General features: G+C 62.5%; 23 protein-coding genes and 1 tRNA gene. 7 read left to right on the plus strand and 17 right to left on the minus strand.

Annotation, left to right across the window (positions count from 1 at the left end; genetic code table 11):
• Positions 1-213 precede the first annotated feature (213 nt).
• The 3 genes from DK391_RS14930 to glpD all read right to left on the minus strand — a co-directional run bounded on the left by DK391_RS14930 (position 214) and on the right by glpD (position 4,244).
• Positions 214-900, minus strand: coding sequence for an HAD family hydrolase (locus DK391_RS14930; RefSeq protein ID WP_109478747.1), 687 nt, complete (start codon positions 898-900; stop codon positions 214-216).
• 156 nt (positions 901-1,056) lie between these two features.
• Positions 1,057-2,556: a glycerol kinase GlpK gene (gene glpK / locus DK391_RS14935; protein ID WP_109478826.1), complete on the minus strand. Its 1,500-nt coding sequence runs from the start codon at positions 2,554-2,556 to the stop codon at positions 1,057-1,059.
• Between the two features lie 158 nt (positions 2,557-2,714).
• A complete protein-coding gene (gene glpD, locus DK391_RS14940; protein ID WP_109478748.1) occupies positions 2,715-4,244 on the minus strand; it encodes a glycerol-3-phosphate dehydrogenase in 1,530 nt (509 codons plus the stop codon).
• A gap of 246 nt (positions 4,245-4,490) precedes the next feature.
• On the opposite strand from glpD, the gene DK391_RS14945 reads away from it, so the two are divergent.
• Positions 4,491-4,880 (plus strand): hypothetical protein, encoded by a 390-nt coding sequence (locus tag DK391_RS14945; protein ID WP_109478827.1) that lies wholly within the window; start codon positions 4,491-4,493, stop codon positions 4,878-4,880.
• Between the two features lie 183 nt (positions 4,881-5,063).
• On the opposite strand, the gene DK391_RS14950 is transcribed toward DK391_RS14945, so the two are convergent.
• Together DK391_RS14950 and DK391_RS14955 are read right to left on the minus strand one after the other, a co-directional pair.
• Positions 5,064-5,261 carry a hypothetical protein gene (locus DK391_RS14950; RefSeq protein WP_109478749.1) on the minus strand — a complete coding sequence of 66 codons (198 nt, stop codon included), beginning with the start codon at positions 5,259-5,261 and terminating at the stop codon, positions 5,064-5,066.
• A 412-nt stretch (positions 5,262-5,673) separates the two neighbouring features.
• Positions 5,674-6,453 (minus strand): DeoR/GlpR family DNA-binding transcription regulator, encoded by a 780-nt coding sequence (locus tag DK391_RS14955; protein WP_109478750.1) that lies wholly within the window; start codon positions 6,451-6,453, stop codon positions 5,674-5,676.
• 449 nt (positions 6,454-6,902) lie between these two features.
• On the opposite strand from DK391_RS14955, the gene DK391_RS14960 reads away from it, so the two are divergent.
• Positions 6,903-7,706: a ferritin-like domain-containing protein gene (locus DK391_RS14960; protein WP_204117367.1), complete on the plus strand. Its 804-nt coding sequence runs from the start codon at positions 6,903-6,905 to the stop codon at positions 7,704-7,706.
• An 8-nt stretch (positions 7,707-7,714) separates the two neighbouring features.
• Positions 7,715-8,239, plus strand: a complete 525-nt coding sequence (locus DK391_RS14965; RefSeq protein ID WP_109478752.1) for a hypothetical protein — start codon at positions 7,715-7,717, stop codon at positions 8,237-8,239.
• Positions 8,240-8,284: 45 nt separating this feature from the next.
• On the opposite strand, the gene DK391_RS14970 is transcribed toward DK391_RS14965, so the two are convergent.
• From DK391_RS14970 to DK391_RS14985, 4 genes are all read right to left on the minus strand, one after another.
• Positions 8,285-9,844 carry a DEAD/DEAH box helicase gene (locus tag DK391_RS14970; protein ID WP_109478753.1) on the minus strand — a complete coding sequence of 520 codons (1,560 nt, stop codon included), beginning with the start codon at positions 9,842-9,844 and terminating at the stop codon, positions 8,285-8,287.
• 199 nt (positions 9,845-10,043) lie between these two features.
• A complete protein-coding gene (locus tag DK391_RS14975) occupies positions 10,044-10,664 on the minus strand; it encodes a hemolysin III family protein (RefSeq protein WP_109478754.1) in 621 nt (206 codons plus the stop codon).
• Between the two features lie 174 nt (positions 10,665-10,838).
• Positions 10,839-12,137, minus strand: a complete 1,299-nt coding sequence (locus DK391_RS14980; RefSeq protein ID WP_109478755.1) for a cytochrome c — start codon at positions 12,135-12,137, stop codon at positions 10,839-10,841.
• A gap of 20 nt (positions 12,138-12,157) precedes the next feature.
• Entirely contained in the window at positions 12,158-12,889 is a 732-nt protein-coding gene (locus tag DK391_RS14985) for a c-type cytochrome (RefSeq protein WP_109478828.1), read from the minus strand.
• A 456-nt stretch (positions 12,890-13,345) separates the two neighbouring features.
• On the opposite strand from DK391_RS14985, the gene copC reads away from it, so the two are divergent.
• Both copC and DK391_RS14995 read left to right on the plus strand, forming a co-directional pair.
• Positions 13,346-13,723, plus strand: coding sequence for a copper homeostasis periplasmic binding protein CopC (gene copC / locus DK391_RS14990; protein ID WP_109478756.1), 378 nt, complete (start codon positions 13,346-13,348; stop codon positions 13,721-13,723).
• A complete protein-coding gene (locus tag DK391_RS14995) occupies positions 13,720-14,649 on the plus strand; it encodes a CopD family protein (RefSeq protein WP_109478757.1) in 930 nt (309 codons plus the stop codon). Before copC ends, DK391_RS14995 begins: the two co-directional genes overlap by 4 nt.
• Positions 14,650-14,681: 32 nt before the next feature.
• On the opposite strand, the gene DK391_RS15000 is transcribed toward DK391_RS14995, so the two are convergent.
• Together DK391_RS15000 and dgoD are read right to left on the minus strand one after the other, a co-directional pair.
• The gene (locus tag DK391_RS15000; RefSeq protein WP_109478758.1) at positions 14,682-14,984 is read right to left on the minus strand and encodes a hypothetical protein; all 303 of its coding nucleotides are present in this window, start codon (positions 14,982-14,984) and stop codon (positions 14,682-14,684) included.
• 317 nt (positions 14,985-15,301) lie between these two features.
• A complete protein-coding gene (gene dgoD / locus DK391_RS15005; RefSeq protein WP_109478759.1) occupies positions 15,302-16,450 on the minus strand; it encodes a galactonate dehydratase in 1,149 nt (382 codons plus the stop codon).
• Positions 16,451-16,722: 272 nt separating this feature from the next.
• Between dgoD and DK391_RS15010 the strand changes: the two genes are divergently transcribed.
• Entirely contained in the window at positions 16,723-17,400 is a 678-nt protein-coding gene (locus DK391_RS15010; protein ID WP_204117368.1) for a FadR/GntR family transcriptional regulator, read from the plus strand.
• A gap of 12 nt (positions 17,401-17,412) precedes the next feature.
• On the opposite strand, the gene DK391_RS15015 is transcribed toward DK391_RS15010, so the two are convergent.
• Entirely contained in the window at positions 17,413-18,951 is a 1,539-nt protein-coding gene (locus DK391_RS15015) for a DHA2 family efflux MFS transporter permease subunit (RefSeq protein ID WP_109478761.1), read from the minus strand.
• A gap of 135 nt (positions 18,952-19,086) precedes the next feature.
• Here DK391_RS15015 and DK391_RS15020 point away from each other — a divergent pair, with 135 nt between their 5' ends.
• Positions 19,087-19,530 carry a MarR family transcriptional regulator gene (locus DK391_RS15020; protein WP_109478829.1) on the plus strand — a complete coding sequence of 148 codons (444 nt, stop codon included), beginning with the start codon at positions 19,087-19,089 and terminating at the stop codon, positions 19,528-19,530.
• Positions 19,531-19,669: 139 nt separating this feature from the next.
• On the opposite strand, the gene DK391_RS15025 is transcribed toward DK391_RS15020, so the two are convergent.
• From DK391_RS15025 to DK391_RS15045, 5 genes are all read right to left on the minus strand, one after another.
• The gene (locus DK391_RS15025; RefSeq protein WP_109478762.1) at positions 19,670-21,292 is read right to left on the minus strand and encodes an NAD(P)/FAD-dependent oxidoreductase; all 1,623 of its coding nucleotides are present in this window, start codon (positions 21,290-21,292) and stop codon (positions 19,670-19,672) included.
• A 415-nt stretch (positions 21,293-21,707) separates the two neighbouring features.
• Positions 21,708-21,784, minus strand: a tRNA-Met gene (locus tag DK391_RS15030).
• A gap of 89 nt (positions 21,785-21,873) precedes the next feature.
• Positions 21,874-23,532, minus strand: a complete 1,659-nt coding sequence (locus tag DK391_RS15035; protein ID WP_109478763.1) for an MFS transporter — start codon at positions 23,530-23,532, stop codon at positions 21,874-21,876.
• A gap of 228 nt (positions 23,533-23,760) precedes the next feature.
• The gene (locus tag DK391_RS15040) at positions 23,761-25,308 is read right to left on the minus strand and encodes a sensor histidine kinase (RefSeq protein WP_109478764.1); all 1,548 of its coding nucleotides are present in this window, start codon (positions 25,306-25,308) and stop codon (positions 23,761-23,763) included.
• 9 nt (positions 25,309-25,317) lie between these two features.
• Positions 25,318-26,064: a response regulator transcription factor gene (locus tag DK391_RS15045; RefSeq protein WP_109478830.1), complete on the minus strand. Its 747-nt coding sequence runs from the start codon at positions 26,062-26,064 to the stop codon at positions 25,318-25,320.
• Positions 26,065-26,188: the final 124 nt, after the last annotated feature.

A 26,188-nucleotide genomic window follows, 5' to 3' on the forward strand; every position in this document is an offset into this window, starting at 1 on the left:
CGTGTGAAGGATAGGACCCGTTGGGGGCCCGCAGGCAATGACCGGAGTGGGCGGTGTTAGCCCGCTTTCTTTTGCCTACTTTTCTTTGCGGCGGCAAAGAAAAGTAGGTGCCGCCCCGCACAGGGGCAACGCTAGCAAACCGAACGCATCACGCGGACGCCAGCGAAAAAAAAAGCGAACCACCAAAAGCGTCGCAGACAAAACAACCCCCACCTACGACTGCACATCCCCAAACTCACCCCGCACCCCAGCCTCGACAAGTGCCGGCAACTCATCCATATGCTGCATGATCCGCGTGATCCCCATATTCCGCAGCACATCGGCGTATCCATCAGGAATATGACTCGCCCCAACAAAAGCGATCGTCATCATGCCCGCCGCGCGAGCGGCATTGAGCCCAGCAACGCTGTCCTCCACAACAACACAGCGAGAAGGCTCAACCCCAAGCTGCTGCGCAGCAAACAGATACACATCGGGATAAGGCTTCGGCCGGGCCACCTGCTCGGCACTGAACACCCGTGAGCCAAAAATCTCGGCCAGCCCCGCGCGCCGCACGGACGCACTCACCCGAGTCATCCGGCTATTCGACACGACCGCTGCAGGCAACGTCACGCGCTGCAACGCATCGCGCACACCGCTGATCGCCGACAGTGACGAAGCCAGCTCGGCTTCCACATTCGCTTCGACAGTCTGCAGAAAATCAGCGGGCAACTGGATGTCGAAGGTCGCCTCGACGCTCTCCAGAAATCGCGAAGTCTGCTGACCAAATGCAGTCTTGCAGATCTCGTGAAAATCCAGCTTCGGGAAAGTGGCCGCGAGCGTGTCGTGCATCACGCGGTCGGCAATGACTTCACTGTCGACGAGCACGCCGTCGCAGTCGCAAATGAGATGGTCGATCATGCGGAAAACGGTACGAGAGCCCGGCCCGCAACGCGCAATGCACAAGCATCGCGGCGAGCCGTACAGCGAACTGAAAGCGACATCATACGTGCTTTGCAATGCAGCGCGCCGGATTGGGCACGCGCGACGCAGCGCGCGTGAGGCGCGCCCGTCGGATCACGGCGCGTCAGCCCACGCCTTTGCCGCGCGGATCGCGCGCTGCCAGCCGTCGAGACAGGCCTTCGTCTGATCGGCAGGCATCGACGGTGAGAAGCGATGTTCGAGCTTCCACTGGCTCTGCAATTCGTCGATGTCCTTCCAGTAACCCGTCGCCAGTCCCGCGAGATAGGCGGCACCCAGCGCCGTGGTTTCGCTGACCCGCGGACGCACGGCATCGACGCCGAGAATGTCGGCCTGAAACTGCATCAGCAGATTGTTTGCACACGCGCCGCCATCGACGCGCAGTTCGTCGATATGAATGCCCGAATCTGCTTCCATCGCCTTCAACACGTCGACGGATTGATACGCGATCGAATCGAGCGCCGCCCGCGCAATGTGCGCCGACGTCGTGCCGCGCGTGACACCGAACAGCGTGCCGCGCGCACGCGCGTTCCAGTGCGGCGCGCCGAGGCCCGCAAACGCCGGCACGAGATACACGCCGTCGCAATGTTCGACGCCGCGCGCCAGCGCTTCGATCTCCGACGCGCTGCGAATGATGCCCAGCCCGTCACGCAGCCATTGCACCACGGCACCCGCAATGAAGATGCTGCCTTCGAGCGCGTAATTGACCTGATCGCCGATCTGCCAGGCGATCGTCGTGACCAGATTGTTCTTCGATTCGATCGGCTTCGTGCCCGTATTCATCACGAGGAAGCAGCCCGTGCCATACGTGTTCTTCACCATGCCCGAGCGCGTGCACATCTGGCCGAACAGCGCCGCGTGCTGATCGCCCGCGATACCCGCGAGCGGAATCTTCGACGCGAACACGGTGGTTTTGGTCGGCCCGTACACCTCCGACGAAGGACGTACTTCGGGCAACATGCTGCGCGGAATGTCGAGTGCATCGAGCAGTTCGTCGTCCCATTGCAGCGTGTGGATATTGAAGAGCATCGTGCGCGACGCATTGGTCACGTCGGTGATGTGCAATTCATGCTTGGTGAAATTCCACACGAGCCAGCTATCGACTGTGCCGAACGCGAGCTTGCCCTGGCGCGCCTTTTCACGCGCGCCTTCGACGTTGTCGAGAATCCAGCGGATCTTGGTTGCCGAGAAGTATGAATCGATCGGCAGGCCGGTTTTCGCGCGAACCTTTTCTTCGAGACCTTGTGCCTTCAACTGATCGCAGAAATCGGCCGTGCGGCGGTCCTGCCAGACGATCGCGTTATAGATGGGATGACCCGTTTCGCGGTCCCAGACGATGGTCGTTTCGCGCTGGTTCGTAATGCCGATCGCGGCAATCGACGTGCCGTTCAGGCCGGCGTGCGTGACGGCTTCGGCGGCAACGCCCGCCTGGGTCGCCCAGATTTCCTGCGGATCGTGCTCGACCCAGCCCGGATGCGGATAGATCTGCTGAAACTCTTTCTGCGCGACGGAGACGACGTTGCCCTTGCGATCGAACAGCATCGCGCGCGAACTGGTGGTGCCCTGGTCTAGCGCCAGGATGTACTGATCCTGCATCGTCTCTTCTCCATGCGTTTTTGTCGGACCGGCGCGGCGGCGCGCTCGGGTCACGCGAAAATGAAATGCCTGCGCGGATTGTTGCATGCGCGGCGGCGCGGCGGAATCGCCGCGCGTGAAGCAGCATTGGCTTTCGCCTGAGTGACTGCCGCCGACGCTCAGGCGTGCTGCTTCGCGCTCACGCGCGCGAACCACGCATCGATCTCGCGCGTGACGCTGTCGAGCGTGCCCGGCTCGACATGCAAGCCGAGTTTCGAGCGGCGCCACAGCACGTCTTGCGCGGTGGTCGCCCATTCGGTGTCGCGCAGATAGTGCAGTTCCGCTTCGTACAGGCCGGGCGCGAAGGGCTGACCCAGATCGGCGAGCGAACGGGCCGCGCCGATCATGCGTTCGGCCCGCGTGCCGTAAGCCCGCGCATAGCGGCGCGCAAGCGCGGCGGGAAGCCATGCATGCTGCTGCGCGAACTGTGCGGCGAAACGTTCGAAATCCGCGTGCGCGATGTCGCCGCCAGGCAGGGGCGCACCTGCCGTCCACGTCGGCTTGTCGTGCTGCAATGCGCGCGTGAGATCGTCGACGGCTTCTTCAGCGAGCTTGCGGAAGGTCGTGATCTTGCCGCCGAATACCGACAGCAACGGCGCTTCGCCAGCCGGTGCATCGAGTTCGAGCTTGTAATCGCGCGTGACGGCGGACGGGTTGTCCGCGTTCTCGTCTTCGAGCAGCGGACGCACGCCGGAATACGTCCAGTAGACGTCGCGCGGCGCGATGTGCTGCTTGAAATAGCGGTTGATCGAGTCGCACAGATACTGCGTCTCCGATCCTTCGATGGCGACCTTGGCGGGATCGCCCTTGTATTCGAGGTCCGTCGTGCCGATCAGCGTGAAATCGCGCTCATACGGAATCGCGAAGATGATGCGCTTGTCCGGGTTCTGGAAAATGTACGCGTGATCGTGATCGAACAGCTTGCGCACGACGATATGGCTGCCCTTCACGAGCCGAACGCTGTAGTTTGCCTCGCGCGCCAGCGGGCCGCGCAGCAGTTCACCGACCCACGGGCCCGCGGCGTTCGCAATCGCGCGTGCGCGCACGGTCAGCGTCGAGCCATCTGCGCGCAGGAGTTGCGCGTGCCATTCGCCATTCACGCGCGTTGCGCCGACCAGCTTCGTGCGCGTCAGGATGGTCGCGCCGCGCTCTTGTGCATCGAGCGCATTCAGCACGACAAGGCGCGCGTCGTCGACCCAGCCATCCGAATAGACGAAGCCGCGTTTGATCGAATCGATCAGCGGTTTGCCGGCCGCGTGCTTGCGCATGTCGATGCCGCGCGAACCGGGCAGCAGTTCGCGCCGCGCGAGATGATCGTAGAGAAAGAGGCCGGCGCGAATCAGCCACGCGGGCCGCAGATCGGGCATATGCGGCATGACGAAGCGCAGCGGCCACATGATGTGCGGCGCGGCGCGCAGGAGCGTCTCACGCTCCTGCAGCGCCTTGCGCACGAGTCCGAACTCGCGGTACTCCAGATAGCGCAGGCCGCCGTGAATCAGCTTGGTGCTGGCCGACGACGTATGCGCGGCCAGAGCGTCCTGTTCGCACAGGAGCACCGACAGGCCGCGGCCCGCTGCATCGCGCGCGATGCCCGCGCCGTTGATCCCGCCGCCGACGACGAGCAGGTCGTAAATGGAGTCTTGCGTCACCCGAAATGCCCTTGAGGGAGAAAAAACAGGGGTTGATATCAGTTCGATATGTTCGTTTTCGAATCTTTAATGAACATATTCGAAAAAGTAAAGTTCGACTTGCCCCGAATGGATGCGCGTATTGGTGTGTGAATGGGCGCGCAAATTGATGTGTTACTCGATACGCGCAAGCGCGGTAGCACGAAAGCCGCGCTGGGCCGATACTTTCGCCAACGAGCCCAATCGCGGCGATACGAGGTGAATTTCATGCGTGGAATCTGGATGACGGGCGCTGCGGCGCTGTCCATTGCGGCGGCGTTGACGGGATGCGTCAGCACGCCGAGCCTGAGCGGCACGATGGGCGCGCCGTCGTTCGCGGATCTGCAGGCGATGTGCGGCAGCCAGCCCGCCGATTACGGCAGCGACGCGCAATCCGTCTACGTGACGATGTTCGACGCTTACGTGGCGAACAGGCGCGGCGGGTTGTCGAAGGCGGATTACTGCGCGTTCCAGACGGCGCTCGCGCAGCGCTACACGGCGCAGGGCGCGAGCAGCGATCCGCAGGTGCGCAATCAGTGGGTGGCGTTCTTCAACGCGCAGCGCGTGAAGGCGTTGAGCTGGCGCGCAGCCGTCGATCCGACCTTGCGCGACGGCTGAGCGCTCGCGCTGGCCAACCGGTCAAGCTGATGAGGGCGCTGAAAACATAAAGACGGCCAGGCGGGCATAGCCGCGTGACCGTCCAGGCGTCCGCATGCTTGCGTGTCCGTTGCGAACACGCCCGCGACCGCAGGGATCTGACCGACTCAAAAACGCATATAGGCGTATAGCGCTCGATAGCCGTCAGGAAAAGCGCTTGATCGCGCGGAGAGCCGTATCGCCCGATTCCGTGATGCGCCATTGTTGCAAGCCCGAAGCGAGTCTTTCGAGCTCGACCAGCTGCCGTTCAAGCAGGGCATCGAGCTCTTCGCGTTCCATATCGACCTGGTTAGGGGCGTCCTTGACGAGCAACACCGTGGCGAATTCATGCGGACTCAGCATCGTTTCTCTCCGGGTCAAGCTTACTCGGGTAGCCATTGCTCCAGCCGACGGCCCTGCCGGCAGGCGGAGGATCCGGCGGGCGGCGAACCCACGGATCAGGCCTGAAGTTTTGCTTTCTTCACCCCACGTCCAGCGCATGCCGCTCAGTCCGGAAACGTTTAAGGACGTTGGGGAACTGGAGTGTAGTCAACGGCGGCCGGAAGTCCAAATCGGCCCCAGTAAATTTTCCCGTTGACAGCGTTGCGCGCGAGCGGCGGTCTGGTTGCCGCCGCAAATCCTTGATTTCACTGGAGGTTTTGCGTGCGCTGCAGCATGGCGGAAAGAGGCGGGCGGCGCGGTCGGCGTGATTCGCCAGGATGTTGGCAAGATTGCAGGCAGGTTGCGACGGGATCGCAACCCATCCACCCGACGATCACTCGGCGATATAAACCTGCGTCCCGGCGTTCGTCAGCGGTTCAGTCATATCGGGCGGCGGCGCGGCGTCGGTGAAAAGCGAGTCGATCTGGTTTAGATGTCCCTGCCGTACGAGCGCCGGGCGGCCGAACTTCGAATGGTCGGCGGCGAGAAACACGGTGCGCGAATGTTCGATGATCGCCTCCGCCACGCGCACCTCGCGTGTATCGAAGTCGCGCAGCGTGCCGTCGGTTTCGATGCTCGACGTGGCGATGATCGCGAAATCCACTATGAACTGACGGATGAAATCGATCGCCAGTTCGCCGACGATGCCCTTGTCCCACGGACGCACGATCCCGCCCGTCACCAGCACCTCGCAATCGGGATAGCCGCTCATCATGCTGGCCACATTCAGGTTGTTCGTGATCACGCGCAGCCCGCGATGGCGGTTCAGCGCGCGTGCGACTTCTTCCGTCGTCGTGCCGAGGTTGATGAAGAGGGAAGCCTGATCGGGAATGTGCGTGGCGACGAGCGCCGCGATGCGCCGCTTCTCGTCATGGAACATGCGCTGCCGCGCGCTGTATGAAACGTTCTCGGAACTGGTCGGCAGACTCGCGCCGCCGTGATAGCGGCGCAGCAGATTCATGTCGGCGAGCCAGTTGACGTCGCGGCGGATCGTCTGCGGCGTCACATCGAAATGCGCGGCCAGATCGTCGACCGTGACAAAGCCGTCGCGTTGCACCCACTCCAGCAGTTCCTGTTGACGTGCGTTAAGCGTGAGGCGGGGGTCTCGTGTCATGATGATTTTTGTGAGCGCCGCACCAGCGGGCGAAGGTTGGCTTGGCGGTATTGTAAGACCTTCGTTGTGTTCGTCGGCGCGGCCCCTCGGCTACGGATTTTTCTGACCAGTCTGACATGTCGCGAAAGGCTTCGTAAGACGCGTACGTCATGCGTCTTTCTCGTGCGATTCGGGTCTCAGCAACGTGTTCGAATCGTCGGAAGCATGACGATTTTGCATTCGCACGATCAATCAACGTTCGAGCGGAACTGCGCCGAACCGGCATGGTCTGTGCTGTGTTATCTGCGAATTTGCAGAGCAACGGCTAAGATGAAGATAAAAATTCAATGTTGCAAGGCACTGTAGTTGTCACGGGCGGCGGTCGAACCGGGATCAATGCGGTTCAGCCCGCGCACGAGGCGCTGCGGTTTTCGGAGCGAACTTTTATGCACAATCCGGCTGGCCACGTGATGCCCTGGCGCATCGAGGATATCGACCTCAATCGGATCGATCGTCAACGCGCGGTCGCTAACGAAGATCTGCTGCTGTTGCTGTGCGCGTCTTCGTTTATCGAAAGCGGTACTGATCTTTACACGAGTAATCTCAGCAGATTCTTCAACGGCGATCCCGAAGTGTCGGCGTGGCTCAACAATGAATGGGAGCCCGAAGAAATGCAGCACGGCCGCGCGTTGAAGGCCTATATCGCGCACGTGTGGCCGGAGTTCGACTGGGACACGGCGTTCCGCAATTTCTTCGAAGAGTATTCGAAGACCTGCAATATGGAAGACTTCGAGAAGACGCGTGCGCTGGAGATGGTTGCGCGCTGCGTTGTCGAGACGGGCACGGCCACGCTGTATCGCGCGATCGGTGTGTGTTCGGACGAACCCGTGCTGAAGGAAATCACCGACAACATCCGCACCGACGAAGTCCGTCACTACAAGCACTTTTTCAAGTTCTTCAAAAAGTACAACAAGATCGAAGGCAATGGACGGCTTGCCGTGCTCGGCGCACTGATGCGGCGCGTGATGGAGATCAAGAACGAAGACTCGGAGATCGCGTTGCGTCATGTGTTTGCGATCCGCTATCCCGAGCGCGTGAATGATCCCGCGTACAACCGCGACAAGGCGGCGCGTGTGAACAAGCTCGTGCGACACAATCTGTCCGCCGACATGTGCGTGAAGATGCTGCTCAAGCCGCTCGATCTGCCCGCAAGGATTCAGCCGGGCGTGCACTATCCGCTTGCGAAGATCACGCAGCATGTGTTCTTCCGTTGAGGCTATACGTGACCGATTCCGCTGATCTGAACCGCGCGCTCGATCAACAGGTATTCGACGAATGGCCGGTCGAATTGCGTGCGCTGTTCGATGGATCGGCTCTGGCATCGAAGGTCGGTTTCACTGCTTCGCTTCTGACTGCCGACCAAAGTGGCGCGCATTTGCGTACATCGCTGCTCGGTATCGGTGAACTCTATGCGCCTGATTCGCGCACGCTTTGCATTGCGCTATGGCCGCAGTCTCGCGCGGCGCGTGCCATTGCTCGCAGCGGACGCGCGGCGCTGACCTTTGTGTTCGATGACGCGTTTTATCAGGTGCAGCTCGCGCTTGCGCCTTTGAGCGCGGATTCGGCAGGGCTTGCGTGCTTCGCGGGATCGATCGAATCAGGCGAGGCGCAGCGCGTGCGCTATGCACGCCTGACGGCAGGCATCACGTTCGATCTGGGAGAGGGGAGAGAGGCGGTGCTCGAACGCTGGACACAGCAGGTCGAACACCTGAAGAAAGCCGCCCGCGGTGCGGCGGCTGGCAGATAGCGGCGCTACGGGCGCCCGCATTGAAGCCGGTGCCCGTGAAGCGCGTCAGTTGCCGCGCTGACCGCCACGCGGCGCATCGCTGCGCGACTTGCCGCCGCCGAGCAGTGCACCCGGATTGCCATTACGCGGCTTGTTGCGCGGTGCGTGCGGCGCATGCGTGCTGCCTTCATGCGCGACGGCACGTGGCTTGTCCTGATGACGCGCGCCTTCGCTGCGATTTTGCGCGGGCTTCACGCCTTGCGGTTTAGCTTGCTGCTTCGGTTTATCGCCCGCTGCGCGCTGGCCGTTGCGCGCGCCACCGTTGTTCGCGCCGTTGCTCGAACCTGCCGAGCCTTCGCGCTTCGGCTGGCCCTGACGCTGACCTTGAGCCTGTCGCTGGCCTTGTCCCTGACCTTGACCCTGGCGAGGCTGACGTCCGCCGCCACCGCCCTGGCTGCGGCGCTGGATCGGCTCGGGGCGTGCATTCGGATCCGGCTCGAAGCCCGGAATCACTTCCTGCGGCACCGCGCGCTTGATCAGCTTCTCGATGTCCTTCAGCAGTTGCAGTTCATCGACGCACACCAGCGACACCGCTTCGCCCGTCGCACCTGCCCGGCCCGTACGGCCGATACGGTGCACGTAGTCTTCCGGCACGTTCGGCAGATCGAAGTTGACGACGTGCGGCAGCTGATCGATGTCGATACCGCGCGCGGCGATATCCGTCGCGACCAGCACCTGCAGCGTGTTGTTCTTGAACTCGGCGAGCGCACGTGTGCGGGCCGACTGGCTCTTGTTGCCGTGAATCGCTAGCGCGCTGATGCCATCCTTCGTCAGCTGTTCGGCGAGGCGGTTCGCGCCGTGCTTCGTGCGCGTGAACACGAGCACCTGAAACCAGTTGTGCTGCTTGATCAGATGCGTAAGCATCTCGCGCTTGCGGTCGCGGTCGACCGGGTGAATCTTCTGTGCGACGGTTTCAGCCGTCGTGTTGCGGCGCGCGACTTCGATCAGCGCGGGCGAATCGAGCAGGCCGTCGGCCAGCGCCTTGATTTCATCCGAGAAGGTGGCCGAGAACAGCAGGTTCTGGCGCTTCGGCGGCAGCTTGGCGAGCACTCGCTTGATGTCGTGGATGAAGCCCATGTCGAGCATGCGGTCGGCTTCGTCGAGCACGAGAATCTCGAGATGCGACAGATCGATGGTCTTCTGCTGCATGTGATCGAGCAGACGGCCAGGCGTCGCAACGACAATATCGACACCACGACGCAACGCATCGATCTGCGGATTGATGCCGACGCCGCCGAACATCACGGTCGACTTCAGCTTCAGATACTTGCCATACGCGCGCACGCTTTCCTCGACCTGAGCGGCGAGTTCGCGCGTCGGCGTGAGGATCAGTGCGCGAATCACGCGCTTGCCGCCGGGCGCGGGCGGCATTGCCAGCAGACGCTGCAGGATGGGCAGCGTGAAGCCGGCCGTCTTGCCGGTGCCTGTCTGTGCACCGGCCAGCAGGTCGCCGCCGTTCAGGACAGCGGGAATGGCTTGCTGCTGGATCGGAGTCGGCGACGTGTAGCCGAGTTCGTTGACTGCGCGGACCAGCGGTTCGGACAAGCCGAGGGAATCAAAAGACATAAAAACTCTTTGCAATGCAATTGTGCAAACGGTGTCGAACGCGGCCTTTTCAGGCGCGCTCCCGGGCGATCGAAAGGATCGCTCGCCCGACACTCACCGTTCACGGAGAAATCGGCGGCACGCGCGATGCGTGCCGAATTGCTCGACGAGCTATGCAGACACGTCGACTGGCATTAAGTTGCATCCGCCGTCACACGCGTCATGCGACATAGCGCGCGACGCTGACGAACTGACACAGACTGCCGGCGAGTACGAACAGGTGCCAGATGCCATGTCCGTGCCGGATGCGCTCGTCGTTGATGAAGAAATAGATGCCGGCGCTGTAGATCAACCCGCCTGCCAGCAGCCAGGCAGTGCCCGCGGCCGGCAACGCAGTGACCAGCGGGCGGACGGCAACGAGCGCGAGCCATCCCATCAGCACATACAGCACCATCGAAACGCTGCGGGTGCGTCGCCCGAGCGTCAGTTCCTGCACGATTCCCAGCGCGGCCAGACCCCAGCTCACGCCGAATAGCGACCATCCCCATGGGCCACGCAGCGTGACCAGTGTGAACGGCGTATAGCTGCCCGCGATCAGCAGATAAATCGCAGAATGATCGCACTTCTGCAAAATTGCCTTCAGACGCGGCTGACGTACGCTGTGATACATGGTCGAGATGCCGTACAGCACGCACAGCATCGCGCCGTAGACGCTGAAGCTCACGACCTTGTACGCATCGCCGTCGAGCGCGCCCATCGTCACGAGCGTCGCCAGCCCCGCCACCGACAGCACGGCGCCGACGAGGTGGGTGATGCTGTTCAAACGCTCCCCGATATGCACTTCACTTCCTCCTGCATGATGCCATCTCATCCGACTATCCACACGGGAAGCACGTTATACGCCCGATATGCCGGATGCTGCGACCTCAATCAACTTTGACACATTGCCCCGCGAAAAAAGCGAAGGGCGCGGCCGCGATTATCGCAGGCCGCGCCCTGAGGCTACAGACAACGCTTAATCGAGCGGCGCCGAACGCAGATCGGACACCTGTTGCGGCGACACAGCCGTGCCGTGGTTGCCCCACGACTGACGGATGTACGTCACCACTGCCGCCACCTCCTGATTCGACAGCGCCTGGGCAAACGGCGGCATGCCATACGGCTTCGGATTGCCACCCGTGCTCGGCGGATAACCGCCGTTCAGCACCATACGGATCGGGTTCACGGCCGACGGCATCTGGATCGACGGGTTGTTCGCCAGCGGCGGGAACGACGGCGGCATGCCGAGACCGTTCTCTGCATGACACTTCGCGCAGTTGTCAGCGTAGATCTTCTGACCTTGCTTCAACAGTTCGCCGCCGAACTGTTGCGACGTTTCCAGCTGCAGATGCTCAGGCGCTTCGTCCTTCTGCGGAATCGTCTTCAGGTACGTCGACATCGCATGGATGTCGTCGTCCGACATGTACTGCAGGCTGTTGTGAACCACTTCAGCCATCGGACCGAACACTGCGCCACGCTGCGACACGCCCGTCTTCAGCAGATCGGAAATGTCCTTGATTTCCCAGTCGCCGAGACCTGCTTCCTTGTTTGACGTCAGCGAAGGCGCATACCAGTTCTGCAACGGGATCAGACCGCCAGCGAAGGCGGCCGAATTCACCGGGCCGCCCATCGCGTTGATCGACGTGTGGCACATGCCGCAGTGGCCAAGACCTTCGATCAGATACGCGCCACGGTTCCATTCTACCGACTTGGTCGGATCGGGCTTGTATTCGCCTTCACGGAAGAACAGCGTGCGCCAGCCGATCAGCAGGTTACGGTTGTTGAACGGGAACTTCAGTTCATGCGGACGGCTCGGCACGGCGACGGGAGGAACCGAGCGCAGATACGCGTAGATCGCGTCCGCATCGGCGCGTGAAACCTTCGTGTAGCTCGTGAACGGGAAGGCCGGGTACAGCAGGCTGCCGTCCTTCGAGCGGCCCGTATGCATCGCGCGATAGAAGTCGTCCTGCGACCACTTGCCGATACCGTACTGGTCGTCGGGGGTGATGTTCGGCGTGAACAGCGTGCCGAACGGCGTCAGCATGGGCAGGCCGCCAGCGAATATCTTCCCGCCGCGGACCGTGTGGCATGCGATACAGTCGCCTGCACGGGCGAGATACTCGCCCTTCTTGATCAGTGCAGCCTGGTCTGCCGGCGTCGCTGCGACGGCGGTGCCGTTATGCAGATAGTCACCACCCGTCCACAGGACGGGGACGAGGGCGGCAGCCGCTACCAGGACGACAGCCGAAAGCGCGAACAAAGACTTGCGTTTCATTGTTTGTCTCTCCCGGTGCCTTATTGCGGTTCGCTGCCGCAGGCAAGCGGAGTCTTCAACGATTTGGCGGGTGCCGGCACCGGATTCTGCGGTGCTTGCTGCGTCGACAGCCACGCGGCGACTGCGTTCACGTCGGCGTCCGTCAGACGCGTGGCGATCGTGTGCATGCAGTCAGGCTCGATCGCGTGGCGCGAACCCGAACGCCATGCGCCCAGCTGCGCGCTGATGTAGTCCATGTGCAGACCCACCAGGCCGGGAATGGCCGGTTCCATGCCCGTCAGCACCTTGCCGTGACAGGCGGCGCAAGCGGGAATCTGCCGCGACGGATCGCCGTTCAGCACGAGGTTCTTGCCCGCTGCGAGCGTGGCGTCGCCGACCGTCGGCTTCGACGGCGTCGGATACGGCGGACGCTGCTGCGAGAAGTACGTGGCGATGTCGTGAAGGTAGTCGTCGGAAAGATACGTGACGAGGTAGTTCATCGGCGGATAGCGCCGACGGCCTTCACGGAAGTTCGATAGCTGGTTGTACAGGTACTCGGCAGGTTTGCCGGCGAGACGCGGAAAGTAGTCGTTGTCCGTGCCCTGGCCTTTCGATCCGTGACACGCCGTGCAGCCTTGCACGCGCGCTTCCATTGTGTCCGGAGCTTTGGGCTGGGTTTGCGCTTTCGCAGCGCCAGATACGCCTGCACACCCGATCAACAGCAGGGCGAGCAACGGGCGGAAAATGCGTCTTGAAGACACGCGTGACTCCATCATTATCGGGGGCCTGGCCGAACTTCGAACGGATCGGTGTGTGCAGCGCGATGAATGCGGCGGACGGTGCGCAGCGACCCCGCATTCTATCATCGACTGGTAATGGTGACTATTTGCCACACGCGACGAACATCCCGCCTGACGCGCCCCGGCGACACCCTCATTGCGACAAGTTGACGCAATTTGCCGTCAACTTCTGCCATCCTTTTACGCGCTGGATGGCGGCTTGGCCTGGCGGTAGCGCTTCCAGTTATTTTAAGATTGCGCGTTTTGCATGGATGGCCGCTGTCGCTTTGTTGTATCCCGATGTTCCAGTTTTGAGCGAATTCGTGTAGGGCGCTTCGCTTCGACGGCAACGACGATCGTGTCGCCGTTGAACTGAGCGCGTCGCGAACCATCGAAGCGTACTATCCCGTCCGTCCGGCGTTTTCTCCTGTTCCCTTTGCAAGCCAGCCTATGACTTTCTCCTTGTCCTTTCGCCCGCCACTTCGCTGGCTCGTGGCGTGTGGCGTGTCGCTCGCGCTCGCGTCGAATGCTTTTGCTCACGCCAAACCCGTTTCGCGCGATCCCGCGCCGGATGCGGAAGTCGCCGCGCCGTCGGCCGTGACGATCCAGTTCATCGAGCCGCTCGAACCGGCGTTCAGCAAGCTCGCGCTCGTCGATGCCGCTGGCAAGCCGGCTGCATCGGTCGCCTCGCAAGTCGATGCGCAGGACAAGAAGACCATGCAGCTCGCGTTGCAGCCGCTCGCGCCGGGACGCTACACGGTGCAATGGACGGCAGTTGCCGAAGACGGGCATCGGACGAAAGGCAGCTATGCCTTCAACGTCAAATGAGAGTCGACGGATTGTGGATCGGGCAGGTCGCGATGGCCGCGCTCATGAATATCGCGTTTGCGTTCGCCATCGGTTCGGCGTTGCTCGGCGCGTGGCTCGCCAACGACGCGCAGGCCAAGATCGCGCCCGCGCGCCCCGCCTGGCTGAGGGCGCAGCGCTCGATGCAGGCGTCTGCGATCGTGCTGGTGCTGGCCGATCTCGGCTGGCTGCTGTATCAGGCCGCGGAGATGGCAGGCGTGCCGTTGCCGGAAGCGTTCGGCGTGGTGCCGACGATGCTGTCGCAAACGCACGTCGGCTTCGGCTGGAGTGTCGCATTTGTGGGCGCGCTGGTGCTGGCGCTCGTGTCGTTCGCACGGCAGACCAGTGTGTTGCGTAACGCGCTGCTGTGGCTGGCCGTGATCGCCGTTGCGGGCGGCAAGGCGTCGCTGGGTCATGCTGCCGATGCGGGTGTGGCGTCTGCTGCGATCGGCATGCACACGGTTCATGTGCTGACGACATCGGTATGGGGTGGTCTCGTGCTCGCGGCTGGCTTTTCGGTGCTGCCCGCGCTCGGTACGTCGATCGCGCGCGGTGTGCTGATTCGTACGGCGACGCAGTTGTCGAATGTGTCGCTGGTTGCGGTCGTGTTCGTGCTGCTGTCGGGCGTGTTCAACGCCGCGCGCGGGTCGGGCAATTCGCTCGCGGCCATCGAGTTAAGCACGTGGGGTCACGTGCTGGTGCTCAAGCTGGCGCTCGTCGCGCTGGCGCTGGTGCTCGGCGGGTTGAACCGCTTCTCAGCGCTGCCGCGTTTGCGTCGAACGGCCTCGACGATGGATGCGCATACGTTTTCCAACCTGCTGTATCTCGAGGCGCTCGCGATGCTCGGCATCTTCGCCGCGGCCGCCGTGCTCTCGCACAGCGTGCCGGGTTTCGCGGCGCTCGGCTGAGCGCGACGGCGCCTGCTGACGGCGGCAAGCGGTCATTCGTAACCCAGCTTGTGGCCGACGACAGGCGCAAAGAACAGGCCGATCGCGCAGCCTGCCACCTTGCCTTCGAGTTCGGCCGCAGCGACGTGCGAACTCGTCATGTGCGTGAGCAGGTCGAACAGTTGAGGCAGACAGTAGATTACTGCTGCAGTAACGAAACACTGTTCGACCAGCGAGATGCGCCAGCCGCGTTGAAATGCCAGCATTGCGCCGATCACGCGCAGTACGCCGAACACGACCATCGCGCCGATGGCGGCCTGTTCGCGGATCAGATAGTCAGGAAGGTATTCGCCCATGATAGCCCCGCATGGAATGGTTGTTTTGCCTACCATTGAGCAAGGAGTGGGCCATGTGGCTTCCGGCGCCTGTGTGTCGGGCTGAAACGCTTGTCTGGCAAGGGTTTCAGCGTTGAGGTCAGTCAGCCGGGGAGCGCGCGCAAAGCGCCGCGCGCCAACTGTGTAACGTTACTGATACGCGATGCGCGTGGCATGCGGCCGTAACGTCGTCGCCGTCACATCGTGATCGAGATAACGGTTGTCAAATGACAAACGCCGCCCGAGGGCGGCGTTTGCGTTTCATTCGCGGTATCGCGTCGTATGCGTGTCCGGGCTGCTTACCACTCGGCGACGCTGCCGTCCGCATGGCGCCACACCGGGTTGCGCCAGCGGTGGCCGACCTTCGCCATCTCACGCACCTTCTCCTCGTTCACTTCGATGCCGAGACCCGGGCCTTGCGGGATCGACACGAAGCCGTCTTCGTACTTGAAGACTTCCGGGTTCTTGATGTAGTCGAGCAGGTCGTTGCCCTGGTTGTAGTGGATGCCCAGGCTCTGTTCCTGGATGAACGCGTTGTAGCTGACGGCGTCGATCTGCAGGCAGGTCGCCAGCGCGATCGGGCCGAGCGGGCAGTGCAGCGCGAGCGCGACATCGTAGGCTTCCGCCATCGACGCGATCTTGCGGCATTCCGTGATACCGCCCGCGTGCGACGCGTCCGGCTGGATGATGTCGACGTAGCCGCCTGCCAGAATGTGCTTGAAGTCCCAGCGCGAGTACAGACGCTCCCCGAGCGCGATCGGCGTGCTGGTCTGGTTGACGATATCGCGCAGCGCTTCGACGTTCTCCGACAGCACCGGTTCTTCGATGAACATCAGCTTGAACGGATCGAGTTCCTTCGCGAGCACCTTGGCCATCGGCTTGTGCACGCGGCCGTGGAAGTCCACGCCGATGCCGACGTTCGGGCCGACCGCTTCACGCACGGCCGCGACGTTGTTGATGACGCCTTGCACCTTGTCGAAAGTGTCGATGATCTGCAACTCTTCCGAGCCGTTCATCTTCACGGCCTTGAAGCCGCGTTCGACCACGGCACGCGCGTTGTTCGCCACGTCGCTCGGGCGGTCGCCGCCGATCCACGAATACACCTTGATGCGGTCGCGCACCTGACCGCCGAGCAGCGTGTGCACGGGCACGCCGTGGAATTTGCCCTTGATGTCCCACAGCGCCTGATCGACACCGGCGATCGCGCTCATCGAGATCGGGCCGCCGCGATAGAAACCGGCGCGATACATGACCTGCCAATGGTCTTCGATATTGCGCGGGTCTTTGCCGATCAGGTAATCCGAGAGTTCGTCGACGGCGGCAGCAACCGTGTGCGCGCGTCCCTCGACCACCGGCTCGCCCCAGCCGACGATGCCTTCGTCGGTCTCGATCTTCACGAAACACCAGCGCGGCGGAACGATGAATGTTTCGATTTTGGTGATCTTCATGGGGACGTCTCCTTTGCTTGCCAGACCGATTGCCGTTGATAGTTGCGACGTGCACGCGTCCCGCTAATTGGACGCACGCAGCGCGGCAGTTGAGGAGCCACATCGTACAACAAAATCGCTTTAAAGTACTATTAATAGTATTATTTGGCGAAAGGTTTTGGCGGGCAGCGGTTGGGTTTAACGGGCGCGATCGCCGATAATCGCGGGCGGTTAGCGCTCGCTCACGACGCGCCGGCCTCCATCAACGGTCGAATCACATCGGGAGACACGATATTCAGCGAGATCTGCACGGCCGCGTCGCCTATCTGCTCGGCACCGCCATCCTGCGTGGCGATTACGCGCCCGAATCCATCCTGCCGCGCGAAGCGGAGTTGATGGAGACGTTCGGCGTCAGCCGCACCGTGTTGCGTGAGGCGCTGCGTACGTTGACATCGAAAGGGCTGATCGAATCGCGGCCCCGCGTGGGTACGCGCGTGCGTCCGAAGCCCGCGTGGAATCTGCTGGATGTGGACGTGCTCGACTGGTATTCGCGCGTGGCGCCCGCCATGGACTTTGCGCTCAAGCTGCAGGAAATGCGCGAGATGATCGAGCCGTATGCGGCCGCGCTCGCGGCTGGCTCATACAGCGATGCAACCTTCGGTGCGCTCGACGCCGCGCATTCGGCGATGGTCGCGGCACGCAACGTCGACGAATGGGTGCGCGCTGATCTGCAATTCCATCTGAGCGTGCTGGCCGCTTGCAGTAACGAACTGCTGATACCGCTCGGCACGCTGATCGAACGCACGCTCGAGGCGCAGTTGCGTCTGAACGCGAAGCGCGCCGATGTGTTCAATGCGTCGCTGGCCGAACACACGGCGGTGTTCGAAGCGATCCGCGATCGCGACGCGTCGCGTGCGCGTCACGCGATGGCTTCGCTGCTCGGCGTAACGCGCGGGCGGATCGAAGCATAAGACGCGGGTGGCTCAATCCATCGCCGCGTGCGCGACCGATTCATCGGGCGCCTTGCGCGACGGCCGGATCAGCAGCACCAGCGGGATCACCAGCAAGGTCGCGACGAACATCAGCTTGAAGTCGTTCAGATACGCGATCATCGCGGCCTGCTGCGTGATCGATACGTCGAGCACGGCCATGTCCATGCGCGAACCCGTCGAGAGCATCGGCTGAATCATGGGGTTGAACATCGTCACGTTCGCGGCGAGATCCGAATGCGAGACCTGCGTGTTGCGCGTGAGCAGCGTCTGCACGATCGAAATGCCGATACTGCTGCCGATATTGCGCATCAGGCTGTAGGTTGCCGTGCCGTCGGCGCGTAACGCGGGCGTGAGCGTCGAGAAGGTCAGCGCGCTCAGCGGCACGAACACGAGACCCAGACCGAAGCCCTGAATCACGCCCGGCCACACGATATCCGATGCCGACAGCACCATCGTGTACTGCATCATCTGCCAGAGCGCGAACGCCGACACGACGAAGCCCGCGAGCAGCATCAGGCGAGCGTCGATGTGCTTGAGCAGGCGGCCCGCGAACAGCATCGCGATCATGGTTCCCGCGCCGCTTGGCGCCGTCACGAGGCCTGTCGTCGCGACGGGATAGTTCATCAGGTTCTGCAGCATCGGCGGCAGCAGCGCGCGCGTCGCGTACATCACTGCGCCGATGATGAAGATGAAGAACGTGCCCGTCGCGAAATTGCGGTCCTTCAGCAGTTCGTACTTGAAGAACGACGTCTTGCCAACCGTCGCCGTGTGCGCGAGGAAGAACGCGAAGCTGATCGACGCGATCAGCGCCTCGATGACGATTTCATTCGAGCCGAACCAGTCGAGCTGTTCGCCACGATCGAGCATCGCCTGCAACGCGCCAATGGCGAGGCCGAGCGTCGCGAAGCCGAAGGCGTCGAATTTCGCGTCGTGCTTCGGTTCGCGCGACGGCAGGAAGGTCAGCACGCCAAACAGCGCGAACGCACCGATCGGCACGTTGATGAAGAACACCCAGCGCCAGTTGTAGCTGTCGGTGAGCCAGCCGCCGAGCGTCGGTCCGAGAATCGGGCCGACCATCACGCCCATGCCCCACACGGCCATCGCCTGACCTTGCTTGTCGCGCGGATTGATGTCGAGCAGGATCGACTGCGACAGCGGCACCAGCGATGCGCCGAAGATGCCCTGCAGCAGCCGCGACGCGACGATCTGCGTGAGCGTCTCGGACAGTCCGCACAAGGCCGACGCGAGCGTGAAGCCGCCGATCGCGAACATCAGCAGCCGTTTGACGCTCAGCCGGTCGGACAGCCAGCCGGTGAGCGGCGTCGCGATCGCGGCGGCCACGATGTACGACGTGAGCACCCACGTGATCTCATCCTGCGATGCCGACAGGCTGCCCTGCATGTGCGGCAGCGCGACGTTGGCGATGGTGCTGTCGAGTGTCTGCATCAACGTCGCGAGCATGATCGCGATCGTGATCATCGGACGGTTCAGCTCGACGGCGGGCTTTGCTGCCGGCGAATCGGAGGACATGAGGCGAAGTCTGGGAAATAGTAAGCATGCTTATTGTATCGATGGAAAATTCTTATGCATACGCTGAGTTACCCGGAGTGTTGTATGCCACGAGGCAGATAATTGGTGCGGCGCGCGTGTTCGTATAATCGCGCGATGAAAACCCATTTTGACGAGCGCTTCGGCTTTCTCATTTCCGATGTCGGCCGGCTGGTCGGCAAGCGGTTCGACGACCTGGCGCGGCTATCGATCGATCTGACGCGCGCGCAATGCCGCGCGCTCGCGTATTTGTCGTTTTACGGCGATATCAACCAGGCGCGGCTCGCCGATCTGCTGGAAGTCGCGCCGATTTCGGCCGGCCGGTTGCTGGACCGGATGGAAGAGGGCGGCTGGATCGAGCGGATCGGCAATCCGCGCGATCGGCGCGAGAAGCAGATCCGGATCACGGAGAAGGCCGAGCGGACACTCGACGACGCGAAGCGGGTCGGCGATCAGGTTGCAGCCGAGGGCTTGAGCGGGCTGACGGAAGATGAGACGAAGCAGCTGATTGCGCTGCTGCAGAAGGTGCGCGGGAATCTGACGCGGATCGTCGACAAGTGAGCCGCGCGCGCATCGCTTGTGCGCGCTTCGGCGCTGGGCGGCGGTGCGGAAAACGGGCTGTCGTGAAAAAGCCGCTGTTTCGTGAGAAACAGCGGCTTTTTTCTGGAAGCTTTTGCCAGAGCGGATTTGGCCAAGCCGGTCAGGACGCGTGCGTTGAAGTCATGTTGAGCGCCAACGCCTGCGCGACTTCGATGCCGTCGATGGCTGCGGAGTAAATACCGCCCGCATACCCCGCGCCTTCGCCCGCCGGATACAGGCCTTCGACGTTCATGCTCTGGTAATCGTCCTTGCGTCGAACGCGGATTGGCGACGAAGTGCGCGTTTCGACGCCGGTGAGCACGGCATCATGCATCGCGAAGCCCGAGATTTTTTTGTCGATCTGCGGAAGCGCTTCGCGGATCGCTTCGATCACATAGTCTGGCAGCGCGGTGCTGAGATCGGTTGGGCGCACGCCCGGCTTGTAGGACGGCACGACCGAGCCAAGCGACGTCGACGGGCGGCCGGCGATGAAATCGCCGACCAGCTGACCCGGCGCGTGGTAATCGCCGCCGCCGAGTTCGAACGCACGCTCTTCCCACTTGCGCTGGAACGCGATGCCCGCCATCGGACCGCCGGGATAATCTTCCGGCGTGATGCCGACGACAATGCCCGCGTTCGCGTTGCGCTCGGCTCGCGAATACTGGCTCATGCCATTGGTGACGACGCGGCCAGGTTCGGAGGTCGCCGCGACCACCGTGCCGCCGGGACACATGCAAAAGCTGTAGACCGCGCGGCCATTGCTGCAGTGATGGACCACCTTGTAGTCGGCCGCGCCGAGTTCCTTGTGGCCCGCAAACTTGCCGAAGCGTGCGCGATCGATCAGCCCTTGCGGGTGTTCGATGCGAAAACCCAGCGAAAACGGCTTGGCTTCGATATAGACGCCGCGATCATGCAGCATCTGGAACGTGTCGCGCGCGCTATGGCCGACGGCCAGCACGACATGATCGGCGCGCAGCGTTTCTCCGTTCGAAAGCTTGAGCGCGCGCACCTTGCCCTGATCGATTTCGATATCGTCGACGCGGGTCTCGAAGCGGATCTCGCCACCCAGCTCTTCGATATTCGCGCGCATCTTTTCCACCATGCTGACGAGGCGGAACGTGCCGATGTGCGGACGGCTCAGATAGAGGATGTCTTCCGGAGCGCCAGCCTTGACGAATTCGTCCAGCACCTTGCGACCGTAGTGGTTCGGATCCTTGATCTGGCTATACAGCTTGCCGTCTGAAAACGTGCCGGCCCCGCCTTCGCCAAACTGCACATTCGATTCCGGATTGAGGACGCTCTTGCGCCACAGACCGAAGGTGTCCTTGGTGCGTTCGCGCACGGCCTTGCCGCGTTCGAGAATGATCGGGCGGAATCCCATCTGCGCCAGGATGAGTCCGGCGAACAGACCGCACGGTCCCATACCGATGACGACCGGGCGCAGCGAAGTCGTGTGCTCGGGAGCCTTCGTGACAAAGCGGTACGCCATGTCCGGCGTGACGCCGCAATGCGGCACCTCGGCGAGCCGCTTGCGGGCAGCCGCTTCGTCCTTCACTTCGACATCGACGATATACGTCAGCTTGATGTCCGAGCGCTTGCGTGCATCGTGCGCACGGCGGAACACCGTGTAACGGAGGAGGCCGTCTTTCGGCACGCCGAGTTCTGCGAGGCGCGCATGTATCGCAGCTTCGAGATCGCTTTCGGCATGGTCGAGGGGCAGTTTGACTTCGCTTAGACGTAACATGAGTACTGGGGTGCAGTCACCACGGAACCGTGGCGGTGTTGAAACTGGGGAGGCTGGCGTGCCGTGGGCGGCGTTGTTCGCCACGTGGGCATCTCGGACGTACATCTGTCGTTGTCAGGCAAGCCCGCGAGAGGAAGGCGTGGACGCTAATGCTGGCCTTGGCAAACGAAACCTAGCGCCTGACCGACGTAGATGCCCTTTTTGTTGAAGTTTACCATCTTAAGCGCGCGGTTATCGGCGCCTTCGTAGAGACGCCGCGCGCAGATGCGGCTGTCTGGGCATGCGTTTGCTGGCACAGCCTCGGCGCTGTTTCGTCGAGAGCTTGAGGATCGCAAAAGAACCCGGCTCACGGTGGATCGGCAGCGCTGGAAATGAAAAAGCCGCTGTTTCGTGAGAAACAGCGGCTTTTTGCATTTGGTGGCGAATCAGGGATTCGAACCCCGGACCTGCGGATTATGATTCCGTCGCTCTAACCGACTGAGCTAATTCGCCGACAGAAGCGAGATTATGGAGATGCCGGCGGGGGCTGTCAACCCCCGCGCGACAACTTTTTGCGAGGCTCCCGATTCTCTACGTCGCGCTCAGTCCTGCGCGTAGATGTTCGAGTCCTTGGTCTCCCGCACGAAAAGCATGCCGATCACGAAAGTGGCCAGCGCGATGATGATCGGATACCACAGCCCCGAGTAGATATTGCCCTTCGCCGCGACGATCGCGAACGCCGTCGCCGGCAGGAAGCCGCCGAACCAGCCATTGCCGATGTGGTAGGGCAGCGACATCGACGTGTAACGTATGCGTGTCGGGAACATCTCGACCAGCATCGCCGCAATCGGCCCGTACACCATCGTCACGTAGATCACGAGGATGGTCAGGATCACCACCGTCATCGGCCAGTTGATCTGCGCTGGATCGGCCTTGGGCGGGTAGCCCGCCGCCTTCAGCGCGGTGCCGAGATTCTTGTCGAAGGTCTTGCCCGCTTCCTTGGCGTCGGCGGCCTTGCCGTCGAACGTGTCGATGGTTGTGTCGCCAACCTTGATCTGCGCGAGCGTGCCTGCCGGTGCCGCGACGTTGTCGTAGTTCAGGCCTGCCTTCGACAGCGCACCCTTCGCAATGTCGCATGACGACGTGAACTTCGAAGTGCCGACCGGGTTGAACTGGAACGAGCACTCGTCCGGATTCGCGATCACGACGATGGGCGCCTTGGCCGTCGCCGCTTCGAGCGCCGGGTTCGCATAGTGCGTCAGCGCCTTGAACAGCGGGAAGTACGTCAGTGCCGCGATCAGGCAGCCGGCCATGATGATCGGCTTGCGGCCGATGCGATCCGACAGCGAACCGAAAAACAGGAAGAACGGCGTGCCGATCAGGAGGGCAATCGCGATCAGGATGTTCGCGCTGGCGCCATCGACCTTCAGCGTCTGTGTCAGGAAGAAGAGCGCATAGAACTGGCCCGTGTACCAGACAACTGCCTGGCCGGCCGTGATGCCGATCAGAGCCAGAATGACGATCTTCAGATTCTTCCACTGACCGAACGCTTCCGACAACGGAGCCTTCGACGTCTTGCCTTCAGCCTTGATGCGCTCGAAAGCCGGCGACTCGTGCAGTTGCATCCGGATCCACACCGAGATGCCGAGCAGCACCAGCGAGGCGACGAACGGAATACGCCAGCCCCACGTGCCGAACGCATCTTCGCCCATGGCCGTGCGCACGCCGAGAATCACCAGCAGCGACAGGAACAGGCCGAGCGTGGCCGTCGTCTGGATCCACGCGGTGTAGAAGCCGCGACGGTTGGCGGGCGCGTGTTCCGCGACGTAGGTCGCAGCGCCGCCGTACTCGCCGCCGAGCGCGAGACCTTGCAGCAGTCGCATCGCGATAAAGATCACCGGCGATGCAATCCCGATTGCCGCGTAACCCGGCAGGAAGCCGACGACGCAGGTCGACAGACCCATGATGACGATCGTGATCAGGAAGGTGTACTTGCGGCCGACCATGTCGCCGAGCCGCCCGAACACCAGCGCGCCGAACGGACGCACCGCGAAGCCGGCCGCGAAGCCGAGCAGGGTAAAGATGAAAGCGGCCGTCGGATTGACGCCTGAGAAAAAGCTCTTGCTGATGAAAGCCGCGAGGGAGCCGGCCAGATAAAAGTCGTACCACTCGAAAACCGTGCCCAACGATGACGCGAAGATTACCCGTTTCTCTTCTTTCGTCATCGGCGCGTGCGAGATTTGCCCGCTTACGGTAGCCATATGTCGTCTCCAGTATTGATATGAGTCGCGGCGCGCCTGGTCGGGCGCGTCCGTGTAGCGATTATTGGAGTGGAAACTTACGGCGTTCTGACTCGCGCGACGCTGCTCTGAGAATGTTGAGAATCGTGGATGATCTGGCTTTGTGCTTTCAAAATCGTGGATCTACCAGATTACTTCCGTGAATACCCCCTCGGATGATTGCTGACAAAAATGCGCGAAACTGACGGATTAGGGTAAGTCCCGTGCACGATCCATCGTGCTCAAGCTGACACGTACGAGCGTCCCGGCCAGACGCGGCGACGCCTGATAGACGTTATCTTCGATGGCGAGCGTGCCGCCATGCATCGTCGCGATTTCACGGACGATTGCGAGGCCCAGTCCGCTGCCGTCGCCTTCGCGCCCGAGAATGCGGTAGAAGCGCTCGACCACCCGTTCGCGCTCGGCGGCCGGGATGCCCGTGCCCGTGTCATCCACTTCCAGATGCGCGATGCCCGCGGCATCGTCGCGCAGCAACCGCACGGTGATGCGTCCGCCCGCGGGCGTGTATCGGATCGCGTTGTCGATCAGGGTCGACAGCATCTCGCGCAACATCCCCGGGTTGCCTTCCACTTCGATGGCCTGTTCCGACGACTCCGGTCCTTCGTAGCCGAGATCCATCTGTTTCGCGAGGGCAGGCTGAATCCAGTCGCGCACGGCGCTGCGCGCGACGTCGCCGATATCGACGGGCGTGAAGATCTGCCCGGACATACGGTTCTCTGCGCGAGCGAGCGCGAGCAACTGTGTGACGAGCCGCGCGGCATGTTCCGAACTCGTCGCGATCTGTTCGAGTGAGCGATGCACTTCCGCCGATACGTCCTGCCGCAGCGCCAGTTCGGCCTGGGTTCGCAGGCCCGCGAGCGGCGTCTTCATCTGATGCGCGGCATCGGCGATGAAGCGTTTTTGCAGTTCCATATTCTGTTCGAGGCGCGTCAGCAGATCGTTGAACGAAGTGACGAGCGGCTCGATTTCGGGCGGCGCGCGGCGTGCTTCCAGTGGCGACAGGTCGTCCGGGCGACGCGCGCGGATGTGTGCCTGCAGCGCGTGCAGCGGCGCGAGACCGCGCGACAGCCCGAACCACACGAGCAGGATCGCGAGCGGCAGGATCACGAACTGCGGCAGGATCACGCCCTTGATGATGTCGTTGGCGAGCGCGCTGCGCTTGTCGAGCGTCTCGGCCACTTGCACGAGCACGGGCTGCGCGCCCGGCGTCTGGGGAAACTCGACGGTCGTGTACGCGACGCGAATGTCATTGCCGCGCAGCATGTCATCGCGAAACTCGACGATGCCCGGTTGCGGCCGGTCTTCCTCACGCGGCAATGGCATGTCACGGTCGCCCGCGACCAGCTCGCCACGCGTGCCGAGTACCTGATAGAACACGCTATCTATATTGTCGGCACGCAGAAAGTCGCGCGTGGAGTCGGGCAGCGTCAGCTCCGCAACGCCATTGACGGGATGTATCTGCCGCGCGAGCACGTAGGCATCAGTTTCGAGCGCACGATCGAACGGGCCGTTCGCAATCGACTTGGCGACCAGATAGGTGACGGCGAGGCTCATCGGCCACAACAGCAGCAACGGCGCGAGCATCCAGTCCAGGATCTCGCCGAACAGCGAGCGCGGACGCGTCTCCGCCGCCGCCTCGGTTTCGTCGGGCGGTGCGAAGGGATTCGCGTAGCGCGCGTCGCGGACCTGGTCGATATCCGCCGCGTGCGCCGTGGCGCGCGGTGCGCGGACGGACATGGAGCGCCTTTACTTGAAGTAGTGGCTTGCGGGCATGGCAGCGGACGCGTCCGACGGGCCGGCTTGCTGGGCTGGGGCTTGCGCCGGTGGCGCGGCCTTCTCGAGACAGTAACCGAGGCCGCGTACAGTCATGATGCGCACGCCGCTCGGTTCGATCTTCTTGCGCAGCCGGTGCACGTAGACCTCGATCGCGTTGTTGCTGACCTCTTCGCCCCATTCGCACAGATGATCGACCAGCTGTTCCTTCGACACCAGCCGCCCGATCCGCTGCAACAGGACTTCGAGCAATCCTAGCTCACGCGCGGACAGATCGATAACCTGCTCATTGGCATAGGCAATTCGACCAACCTGATCGAACGAAAGCGAGCCATGCCGGACGACAGTCGGGCCGCCGCCCGCGCCGCGTCGCGTCAACGCGCGCACGCGTGCTTCGAGTTCGTTGAGCGCGAAGGGCTTGGCCATGTAGTCGTCGGCGCCGAGATCGAGGCCCTTCACGCGTTCATCGACGCTGTCGGCGGCCGTCAGGATCAGCACGGGCACGTTCGAATTGCGTGCGCGCAGACGGCGCAGCACTTCGAGGCCCGACATTTTCGGCAGGCCGAGATCGAGGATGAGCAGGTCGAAAGTCTGCATGGACAGGGCAGTATCGGCTTCCGCGCCCGTCTTCACATGGTCGACGGCGTATGCCGATTGGCGGAGTGATCGGACCAGACCGTCCGCGAGTATGCTGTCGTCTTCGGCAATGAGAATTCGCATGATGCGCCCTGCCCGGCCGGCACCGGGGCGCCCGGCGCGCAGCGTCTCCGAAAAAATTTGTCGGTAGTCGGTGTTGTCCGATTGCAAATATGGACGTCCACATTTGCAAACAGGCTTGCCAAAA

Origin of the sequence: Paraburkholderia sp. C35 (assembly GCF_003121405.1) — a bacterium.
GTDB lineage: Bacteria > Pseudomonadota > Gammaproteobacteria > Burkholderiales > Burkholderiaceae > Paraburkholderia.